Origin of the sequence: Falsiroseomonas sp. HW251 (assembly GCF_050563545.1) — a bacterium.
In the GTDB taxonomy this organism is placed as follows: domain Bacteria; phylum Pseudomonadota; class Alphaproteobacteria; order Acetobacterales; family Acetobacteraceae; genus Falsiroseomonas.
This window is the reverse complement of the sequence record NZ_JBNXUM010000005.1, coordinates 301832-311541: the sequence shown is the minus strand read 5'-3', so window position 1 is coordinate 311541 and position 9710 is coordinate 301832. Positions and strand designations below refer to the sequence as shown.

The window sequence follows — 9710 nt, the reverse complement described above, 5'->3', positions numbered from 1 at the left end:
GCCAGTCTGCGCCGTGTCCTCGTCGCCCGTCGCGGTGTCGTCCACCGCCACCGGCGCGTCGTTCGTCCCGGTGATGGTGAAGGTGACGTTTTGGGTGGCGGAGTCCGTCGTGCCGTCATTGACCTTCACCGCGTAGGTGATGGTCAGGCTCTGCCCGGCACGCAGGAAGTCGAGGTTGGCCGCGCCGGGATCGTAGCTGTAGCCGATCGAGGTCGCCCCGCCGTTCGAGACCGCCCCGGTCAGACTGAAGGCGCCCGGCGCCACCAGCGCCGCCGCGCCGGCCGGCAGGACGAAGGCGAGGCCGTCGAGCTTCACCTCCGGCGAGCCGACCACTGACGGCGTCAGCGTGTCGCCGACGTCGAGGTCGGTGACCGCAAAGCTGCCGGTGATCGCCGCCAGGTTCTGCGCCGCGGCGTCAGACAGCTCCACCACCGCCGCCGGATCCGCCGTGTCGCTCAGCACCGGACCGTCGTTCGTCCCGGTGATCGTCAGCGTGACCTGCGCGACGGAAATCGCGCCATTGGACATCCGGATCGAGTAGTTGAACGTCACGGTCGCCGTCTGGCCCGCACCTAGATAGTCGTAGGCACCCTCGATGATCGTGAGTTCGAGCTGGCCATCCGCGAGTATCGTGGCCTCTATTTTGTCGGCAACTACCTCCACGTCGACACCGACCGCAGTCTGAACAGACGGATCGTCCTGGTAGATCGACCAGAGTTGCTTCGCCCCTCCGCCGAGGTCGTTGGCGAGCACATTCAGCGTAGTCGTGCCGTTCTCGCTGATGGTGCCGGTGTCGTTGACCGCTTGCGGCGTGTTCTTGATCGCAACCTGCGCGACACCTTTGCTCGGCGCTTTAACCGTGACGGCCATGAGAGGCCCTCCCTCGCGAATGGCAAAATGCTGTTCAGCACGCATCCCAAGGCTGGTCCGAAACCATCTGAGCGCGTTCCGATACCAATCGTAAACCAAGGGTTAGAAAAGGAGAAGGGCCCGTAGCGCAAAGCGCGGGACTATGTGCAAAAAAAACGACAGATATGCCTTCTGAATACAACCTCTGCGAGTGATCGGTGCCGAGGTAAACCCTGTGCCTTCCCAGTGATGCTGGCAGCGTGCGGCACATAAGTCTTTCTACCTGCGGTGGTGGGCGCTGCTGCCCTGGCGCTCCGGGGGCGGTCCTCGACGCTCGTGCTCAGGGGTAGGCGATCGCCACGACCTCGATCTCCTCGGCCCCCGCCGGCGTCCGCAGCCGCCTGACATCGCCGACCCTCGCCCCCAGCAGCGCTCGCGCCACCGGCGCCACCCAGGAGATGCGGCCGGCCTGCGCATCCGCCTCGTCCACGCCGACGATGGTCACCGTCACCTCGGCATCGTCAGACGCCCGCGCATAGGTCACCGTCGCGCCGAAGAAGACCTGATCGCGCTTTGCCTGCTCCGCGGGGTCCACGACCTGGACGCGTTCCAGCCGCTTGCGGAGGAAGCGCACGCGCGCATCGATCTGGCGTAGGCGGCGCTTGCCGTACTGGTAGTCCGCATTCTCCGACCGGTCGCCGAGGCCGGCCGCCCAGGCCACGACCTCCACCACCTTGGGCCGCTCCTCCTCCCACAGGTTCCGCAGTTCCGTCCGCAGCGCCTCGACGCCGGTCGGCGTCATGTAGAAGGGCGTGCCGGGGGGAAGGCCGGGCGGGCCGTCCTCCTCCTCATCGTCGTCAGCCATCCGCGATCAGCGCGGCATGGGCGGCTTCCCAGCCCGCGCGGTCCGGCGCGACGATCAGCCCCCCGCCGCGCACCCGCGCGGGGTCATAGGGGCGGCCGTCGAACTGCGCGGCATAGCCGCCGGCCTCGGCATGCAGCAGCCAGCCCGCGGCATGGTCCCAGGGCAGCAGCCGGTTGTAGACCAGGACATGCGCATGCCCGCCCGCCACCAGGCGGTATTCATGCGCGGCGCAGCGGTAGTTCACGGTCTGCGCGAGCCGCGGCAGGCGCGACGGCACGCGCGAGCGCAGCGGCTCCGGCATCCAGCCCCAGGAGATCGCGCCGACCATGGCGGAGATCGGCACCGGCGCCGCGACGCGCAGCGCACCGTGGCTGCGGCCTTCGGTATCCTCGATCCAGGCCCCCTCCCCGCGCAGCGCCACCGCCGTGTCGTCGCCGAGCGGGTCGTGAATCCAGCCCGCGATGCATTCGCCGCGCAGGAACAGCGCGGCCATGCAGCCGAAGAGCGGCACGCCGGCGGCGAAGTTCGACGTCCCGTCCACGGGATCCACCACCACGGCGCAATCCGCATCCGCCAGCCGGTCGAGCAGAGCAGGATCGGCGGCGGAGGCCTCCTCGCCGATAACCAGGCAGCCCGGCAACAGGCGCGCCAGCCCGGCCGCGATCGCGCGCTCCGCGGCCTCGTCCGCCTCAGTCACGATGTCGAGCGGCCCGGACTTCGCGCGCACCATGTCAGGCGCGAGGCGACGGAAGCGCGGCAGGATCTCGGTCCGCGCGGCGTCGCGCAACAGGGCGGCCACGTCGCTTGCCAGGGCGCGCGTGATGCGCATCGTCATCCCGGTCCCTCAGCCCCTCTGGGCGAAGCGCGCGCGATCGGCCGCGGACAGCCGGACGGTCAGGCGGATCGCCTCCTCGGCGTCTTCGCGCGCCAGCACCTCGCCATGCTCGTAGAGCCAGGCGAGGCCCGCGCCGTCCGATGGCGCCAGGCGGAATTCCGCGGTCTCGAGCCCCGCGGCGAGCCGGGCATCGAGTGCGGCGCGCAGCGTCTCCAGCCCGTCACCCGTCAGCGCCGAGACGGCGATGGTGTTCTCGAGCTTCGGCACGGCGTCCGCGCCACCCATCAGGTCGGCCTTGTTCAGCACCTCGACCACGCGGGACTCCCACCCCGCATCGAGCGGCGCGTCCTGCCCGTCCGCCATCTCGGCCAGCACCTTCAGCACGTCGGCGCGCTGCGCGCCGGTGTCGGGATGCGCGGCGTCGCGGACATGGAGGATGATGTCGGCGGCCGCCACCTCCTCAAGCGTCGCGCGGAACGCCTCGACGAGTTGCGTCGGCAATTCGCTGATGAAGCCGACGGTGTCGGACAGGATCACGGTGCGCCCGGACGGCAGCCGGATCGCGCGCATCGTGGGATCGAGCGTCGCGAAGAGCTGGTCCTGCGCATAGACGCCGGCGCCGGTCAGCGCGTTGAACAGCGTGGACTTGCCGGCATTGGTGTAGCCGACCAGCGCGACCACGGGATACGGGACGCGCTCGCGCGCCTTGCGGTGCAGCCCGCGGGTGCGGCGGACCTGCTCCAGCTCCTTCCTCAGCTTGACCATGCGGTCGGTGATGAGACGCCGGTCGAGCTCGATCTGGCTCTCGCCGGGACCGCCGAGGAAGCCGAAGCCGCCGCGCTGCCGCTCGAGGTGCGTCCAGGACCGCACGAGCCGCGTGCGCTGGTAGTCGAGATGCGCGAGCTCGACCTGCAGCGCGCCTTCCTTGGTGCGCGCACGCTCGCCGAAGATCTCGAGGATGAGGCCGGTGCGGTCGATGACCTTGCAGCCCCAGGCGCGTTCCAGGTTGCGCTGCTGCACGGGGCTCAGCGCGGCATCCACGACGACGACGGTGACGCCGTGCCGTTCCACCGCTTCCCCGACCATCTGCACCTGGCCCTCGCCGAGCAGGGTCGAGGGCCGGACGGCACGCAGCGGATACACCGCGGAATGGACGATCGTCAGCCCGATCGAGGCGGTGAGGCCCACCGCCTCGGCCAGCCGCGCCTCGGCCGCACGCGCGGCGTCGCCGCGGCCGGCACGCTCGTGGGGAAGGATGACGGCGGCCTTGGTCGGCCCCTGCTCCCCCCGCGGGACGTTGCTATTCGCCGCGACCGACAGGGTTCACCTCTCGGCCCAGCGTCAGGCGGTTTTCACGCGGCGCGGCGGCACCCGCCGCGGCAGGCGCCGCTTCCCCCGTGCCGGTGGCGCCGGCACCCGTCGTGCCCGCGTCGAAGAGCGAGATCGGGGCACCCGGCATGACCGTGCTGATCGCGTGCTTGTAGACGAGCTGCGTGTGGCCGTCGCGCCGCAGCAGCACCGAGAAATTGTCGAACCAGGTGATGATGCCCTGCAGCTTGACGCCATTCACCAGGAAGATGGTGACGGGCGTCTTGGACTTGCGGACATGGTTCAGAAACACGTCCTGCACATTCTGCGACTTCTCGGCGGCCACGGAGGGTTGCCCTTCTTCTGCTGGCCTGCCGCGCAGCACCGCGCCGCGTGCAGGGCCTTCTGCCCGTCAGTTTCCAGCGACGGGGCCGGTCTGGCAAGGGCAAGCCGCCCTCGTAAGCCCGCGGTCAGCGCCGGTCTGCCATCCCACGCAGCGCCTCGGCCAGCGTGGTGGCGTCGGCGAAGGCAATGTCGGGGCTCGCGGCCGCCACGCCGCCGTCATGCGGTGCGCCGCCGACCAGCACCGCGATGCAGCCGGCATTGCGCGCGGCCTGCATGTCCATCGCGGTGTCGCCGACATACCAGACCGCTGCGCCCGGCATCACGCCGCAGGCTTCGAACGCCATGCGGAACGGTGCGGGATCGGGCTTGTCCGCCTGCGCATCGCCGGCGCCGAGCAGCGACGCGAAACGGCCGTCCCAGCCGAGATGCGCGGCCTCCGCGCGCAGCAGAGGACCCTGCTTGTTGCTGATGACGGCCTGCGGGGCGAAGGACGCCGCGGCGATCGCCGCAGCCGCGCCGGGCAGCGGCTTCAGCACCTGCAGGTGGCAGGAGCGCACGGCGGCGTAGAAGATGTCGCGCGCGCGTTCCCACTGATCGCCGAACATGCCGGGAAAGGTGTCGCGCAGCGACCCCCGCACACGCGCGAGCACGGTCGCGCGATCCCATTCCGGCATGCCGAAGTCACGGAACGTCACGTTCAGCCCGTGCTGGATGGCGGCCCAGCCATCCACCAGCGTGTTGTCCCAGTCCCACAGGATGCAGGCGGGCTGCGTCAGCGTCATGCGGCGTTGCGGATGTCGCCCTTCACGTGGCGGGCGAAGATGTCGAAGAGCCGCCGGACCACGGGCCCGACCTTGCCATCGCCGACCGGCGCGCCGTCGATCTTCGTGATGGGACGGACGAAGCTGGTGGCCGACGTCAGGAAGGCCTCCCGCGCCATGCGCAATTCCTCGACGGTGTAGGGGCGCTCGTCGAAGGCAATGCCCTCGGCGCGCAGTTCCGCCATCAGCGCGGCGCGGGTGCAGCCCGGCAGGATGACCTGGTCGAGGTACCGGGTGCGGATCGCGCCCTGCTCGTCCACGATCCAGAAGGTCGTCGCGGCGCCCTCGTTCACGATGCCGGTGGCCTCGTCGTAGAGCACGGCCTCGATCGCGCCCTGCTCCCGCGCGGCCTGGCGGGCCAGGCAGTTCGGCAGGAGGTTGACCGACTTGATGTCGCGCCGCGCCCATCGCAGGTCGGGCAGCGTGATCGCGCTGGCCTGCCACTTGTCCACGTCAGTGGGATAGGGCGGCACGCGCTTGACCGTCACGACGAGCGCGGGCGGAACGGGCCTGGCCGGGAAGGGATGGTCGCGGCGCGCCACGCCCCGGGTGACCTGCATGTAGAGCAGGCCTTCCGTCACACGGTTACGCCGCGCGACCTCGCGCAGGACCAGGCGCAGCGCGGCGCGCGACATCGGCATCGGCAGGCGGATCTCGCGGAGCGACCGTTCGAGCCGGGCGAGGTGCAGCTCCTCGTCCACGTAGCGGCCGTCATACAGGTGCACGACCTCGTAGATGCCGTCGCCGAACTGGTAGCCGCGATCCTCGATGTTCACCGAGGCCTCGGGCTGGCGGAGGTAGCGGCCGTTCACATACGCGATCTTCGACATCGGTTCTCTCTCGATGCTCCGCGCTGCCCTGCCCCGCCCAGCGCCTTCCTCCCCCGCAGGCGGGCGAGGGATGGGGTGGGGGTGCGGAATGTCAGGGTGCGCCCATTCTCGTGCCCCCACCCTAAGCCTCCCCCGTAAACGGGGGAGGGGACAAGAGTGGCGGGGGAGGGAACAAGTGGTCCTACTGCCCCGCGGGCGCCCGGTCCTCGGCGTTCACGCCGAGGAACTTCAGCTTGCGATGCAGCGCGCTGCGTTCCATGCCGACGAAGGCCGCGGTGCGGCTGATGTTGCCGCCGAAGCGCAGCAGCTGGGCCTCGAGGTATTGCCGCTCGAACAGCTCCCGTGCCTCGCGCAGTGGCAGGGTCATGATCTCGCTGGAGCGATCGAGCTTCAGCACCGCCGGCGCCGCGGCGCCGACCTGCGGCGGCAGCATGTCCGGGCGGATCGGCTCCCGCGATTCGCCGGGCGCCATGATCAGCAGCCAGTCGATGAGGTTGCGCAGCTCCCGCACGTTGCCCGGCCACTCATAGGCCTGCATCGCGGCCAGGCTGTCCTCGCTCAGCTCGCGCGGCGGCATGCCGGAAGTCTCGACGGACCGCGCCATGAAATGCCGGGCGAGCGCCGGGATGTCCTCCCGCCGCTCGCGCAGCGGCGGGATCTTCAGCGGCACGACGGCGAGCCGGTAGTACAGATCCTCCCGGAAGCGCCCGCCGGCGATCTCGGCCTGCAGATCCTTGCTGGTGGTTGCGATGACTCGGACATCCACCTGCACGCGCTGCGCGCCCCCGAGCCGGGTGAAGCCCTGCTCCTGCAGCGCACGCACGATCTTGCCCTGGGTCTCGAGCGGCATGTCGCCGACCTCGTCCAGCAGCAGCGTCCCGCCATGCGCGCGCTCCAGCACGCCGGCGCGGCGCGGCTGGGCGTTGGCGTCCGTGCCGGCCTCGACGCCGAAGAGCTCCTCCTCGAAGCGGCCGGGGGCCAGCGTCGCGCAGTTCAGCGCGACGAAGGGACCGTCGTTGCGGCGCGAGCGCGCGTGCAGCATCCGGGCCGCAACCTCCTTGCCGGCGCCGGCGGGGCCGCTGATCAGCACGCGCGATCCCGTAGGCGCCACGCGCTCGATCGCCTGGCGGATCTGGCCGATGGAGGCGGAGACGCCGACCAGCTCGTTCTCGCCGCCCGTCCGCAGCTTCAGCTCGCTGACCTCGCGCTTCAGCCGCGCGGCTTCCAGCGCGCGCTGCACGATCAGCAGCAGCCGGTCGGACTTGAAGGGCTTCTCGATGAAGTCGTAGGCGCCGATCTGGATCGCCTGCACGGCCGTCTCGATCGTGCCGTGGCCGGAGATCATGATGCAGGGAACCCGCGGCTCCTCCTGGTGCATGACGCCGAGGATGCCGAGGCCGTCGAGCTTCGAGTTCTGCAGCCAGATGTCGAGGATCACGAGCGACGGCCGGCGCGCGCGGAAGGCCGCGACCGCCTGGTCGGAATTGGCGGCCTGGCGGACCTGGTAGCCCTCATCCGACAGGATGCCCTCGATCAGGGCACGGATGTCGGGCTCGTCGTCGACGATCAGGATGTCATGCGCCATGGCCGACCCGCCCCAAGCCCAACCCGACCTCCTCACGCCGCCCCGCCGCCGCCGCATCCTGCGGCAGGATCAGCACGGCCCGCGCCCCGGGCCCCTCCGCCCGGTCCTCCAGCGCCAGCCTGCCCCCATGGTCCTCCATGATCTTTTTGACGATGGCAAGGCCGAGACCGGTGCCTTTCGCCTTATGCGTGACGTAAGGCTCGGTCAGGCGGGCCCTTTCCTCCCCAGCGGGGAGCCCAAGGCCGTCATCCTCGACCACCACGGCCCAGTCCTCTCCCGCTTCCTCGAGCCGGATCGCGATTCGGCCCCCGCCCTCATCCGCCCCGCGCGGACGCATGGCGATGGCGTCCGCCGCGTTCTGCAGCAGGTTGGTCAGCGCCTGGCCGATCAGCCGGCGGTCGAGCGGGACATGGGGAGCGGGATCGGGGATCGCGACCTCATAGGCGATCTCGGGATGGGCGGCTTGCTGCAGCACCAGCGCTTCCCGCAGCACGGTGCCGAGGTTCTCCGGGCGGATCACGGGCTGGGGCATGCGGGCGAAGGCCGAGAACTCGTCCACCATGCGCCCGATGTCGCCGACCTGGCGCACGATGGTATCGGTCAGGCTTCGGAAGGTGTCGGGGTCCGTCCCAATCTCCTTGAGGTATTTGCGCTTCAGCCGCTCCGCCGAGAGTTGGATCGGCGTCAGCGGGTTCTTGATCTCATGCGCGATGCGCCGCGCGACATCGGCCCAGGCGGCCTTGCGCTGGGCGGATTGCAGTTCGGTGATGTCGTCGAAGGTGAGCACATAGCCCGCCACCCTGCCCTGCTGCATCTCCGCGCCGATCCGCGCGATCAGGGTCCTGCGGCGCGACGGCGGGCCGATCGGGATCTCCGCAGTGCGCGGCCGCTCCGGCGCGCTGGCCGCCTCGGCGATCAGCTCGGCGAATTCCGGCACGACGCGCGCCAGCGGCAGGCCGATGCCGGCATCGAGGTCGATGCCGAGCAGCTCCGACGCGCTGCGGTTGGGCAGGTTGATGCGCGCCTCGGCATCCAGGCCGACCACGCCCGCCGACACGCCGGCGAGCACGGTTTCCGTGAAGCGGCGGCGTTCGTCGATCTGGCGATAAGCCTCCATCAGCTCGCCGCGCTGGGCCGAAAGCTGGGAGGTCATGCGGTTGAACGCGCGGGTCAGCGAGGCGAGCTCGTCATCCGCCGTGCCTTCCTCGACCCGGGTCGAGAGGTCGCCCGCGCGCACCCGCTCGGCCGCCGAGATCAGCCGGCTGATCGGGCGGGCCAGCTGGTTGGCAAAGACAACGCCGACCAGGACGGCGGCCAGCAGCACCAGCAGCGCCGCGCAGGCGAAGACCAGCGCGAAGGTCACCTGCAGGCTGTCGCGGTTGCGGTCCAGCGTGTCGTATTCCTGGAATGCAAGCTCGGTCCGCCGCAGATGCTCCAGGATGCCGGCGTCGAGCGGCCGGCCGATCATCAGCACCATCTCGGGATGGGTGTCGAGCAGCGCCATGGCGCGCACCCTCGCGTCGGCGTCGCCCGGGATCACCGCGACCTCGCCGCTGCGCAGCTGCTCGAGCGCCCAGGGCGAGGGCAGCTCCACCACGCCACCGCTGACGAAGCCGGCCTGGGCCACGACCTGGCCGAGCTGGGTGTCCACGACCAGCGCCTCGGTCAGGTTGCGGATGATGGCCTGCGTCGCCAGCGACCGCTCGAAGGCCGCGTGATTGGCGGGCAGGTAGACCTGCGCGGCGCGATTGAGGTCGGCCGCCATGGCCAGCGCATCCACGCGGATCTCGTCGCGGTGCTGGTCGAGCCAGGCGCGGGACGCCACGAGCGACGCCTCCAGCGTGGTGCGCACGCGGTCGCTGAACCAGGCCTGGATGCCGAGGTTGAAGAAGATCGCGGCGAAGGCGCCGACGACCAGCGCCGGCACGACCGCGACGACGCCGAACAGCAGCACCAGGCGGACATGCAGCCGCGCGCCCGCGCTGCCGCGGCGCCGCTCGGCCCAGATCCGCACCAGCCGCGTCGCCAGCGACGCCGCCAGCAGCAGCAGCACCCCCGCATTGGCCAGCACCACGGCGACGATCTGGCCGGGCCGCGTCGGGCCCAGCGGCGATCCGCCGGCGAGCAGGACGAAGGTCGCGAGCCCCAGCAGGATCGCCGTGATGGCGAGCCCGATGGTCATGTGCCGGCCAAGCAGCACGTCGCCGAGCCGGCGCTGGCCGGCCGCGCTGCCGCTCATGAGGCGATGGCCCGCGATGGGCGGGATGTGACG

General features: G+C 70.7%; 9 protein-coding genes. All 9 read right to left on the bottom strand.

The features are described from left to right. Positions 1–870: VCBS domain-containing protein (locus ACLF3M_RS08470; protein WP_430656452.1), on the bottom strand; the 870-nt coding region annotated here is incomplete at its 3' end. A 319-nt stretch (positions 871–1189) separates the two neighbouring features. Next, positions 1190–1714 carry a transcription elongation factor GreB gene (gene greB / locus ACLF3M_RS08465; protein ID WP_430656451.1) on the bottom strand — a complete coding sequence of 175 codons (525 nt, stop codon included), beginning with the start codon at positions 1712–1714 and terminating at the stop codon, positions 1190–1192. After that, positions 1707–2549: an inositol monophosphatase family protein gene (locus tag ACLF3M_RS08460; RefSeq protein ID WP_430656450.1), complete on the bottom strand. Its 843-nt coding sequence runs from the start codon at positions 2547–2549 to the stop codon at positions 1707–1709. The genes greB and ACLF3M_RS08460 overlap by 8 nt, the downstream gene beginning before the upstream one ends. 9 nt (positions 2550–2558) lie before the next feature. Further along, positions 2559–3869, bottom strand: a complete 1311-nt coding sequence (gene hflX, locus ACLF3M_RS08455) for a GTPase HflX (RefSeq protein ID WP_430656461.1) — start codon at positions 3867–3869, stop codon at positions 2559–2561. Beyond that, positions 3850–4203 (bottom strand): RNA chaperone Hfq, encoded by a 354-nt coding sequence (gene hfq, locus ACLF3M_RS08450; protein WP_430656449.1) that lies wholly within the window; start codon positions 4201–4203, stop codon positions 3850–3852. The genes hflX and hfq overlap by 20 nt, the downstream gene beginning before the upstream one ends. Before the next feature lie 124 nt (positions 4204–4327). Then, positions 4328–4984, bottom strand: coding sequence for an HAD family hydrolase (locus ACLF3M_RS08445; RefSeq protein ID WP_430656448.1), 657 nt, complete (start codon positions 4982–4984; stop codon positions 4328–4330). Continuing rightward, entirely contained in the window at positions 4981–5853 is an 873-nt protein-coding gene (locus ACLF3M_RS08440; protein ID WP_430656447.1) for a D-amino-acid transaminase, read from the bottom strand. Before ACLF3M_RS08440 ends, ACLF3M_RS08445 begins: the two co-directional genes overlap by 4 nt. A 181-nt stretch (positions 5854–6034) precedes the next feature. Next, on the bottom strand, positions 6035–7438 hold the full coding sequence (locus ACLF3M_RS08435) for a sigma-54-dependent transcriptional regulator (RefSeq protein WP_430656446.1): 1404 nt from the start codon (positions 7436–7438) through the stop codon (positions 6035–6037). Then, positions 7428–9677 (bottom strand): ATP-binding protein, encoded by a 2250-nt coding sequence (locus tag ACLF3M_RS08430; RefSeq protein WP_430656445.1) that lies wholly within the window; start codon positions 9675–9677, stop codon positions 7428–7430. Before ACLF3M_RS08430 ends, ACLF3M_RS08435 begins: the two co-directional genes overlap by 11 nt. Positions 9678–9710 lie beyond the last annotated feature (33 nt).

Bases quoted from the DNA above. Each gene is read 5' to 3' on its own strand.
- greB (WP_430656451.1), bottom strand. From the start codon at position 1,714: ATGGCTGACGACGATGAGGAGGAGGACGGCCCGCCCGGCCTTCCCCCC.
- ACLF3M_RS08445 (WP_430656448.1), bottom strand. From the start codon at position 4,984: ATGACGCTGACGCAGCCCGCCTGCATCCTGTGGGACTGGGACAACACG.
- ACLF3M_RS08460 (WP_430656450.1), bottom strand. From the start codon at position 2,549: ATGACGATGCGCATCACGCGCGCCCTGGCAAGCGACGTGGCCGCCCTG.
- ACLF3M_RS08430 (WP_430656445.1), bottom strand. From the start codon at position 9,677: ATGAGCGGCAGCGCGGCCGGCCAGCGCCGGCTCGGCGACGTGCTGCTT.
- ACLF3M_RS08435 (WP_430656446.1), bottom strand. From the start codon at position 7,438: ATGGCGCATGACATCCTGATCGTCGACGACGAGCCCGACATCCGTGCC.
- ACLF3M_RS08440 (WP_430656447.1), bottom strand. From the start codon at position 5,853: ATGTCGAAGATCGCGTATGTGAACGGCCGCTACCTCCGCCAGCCCGAG.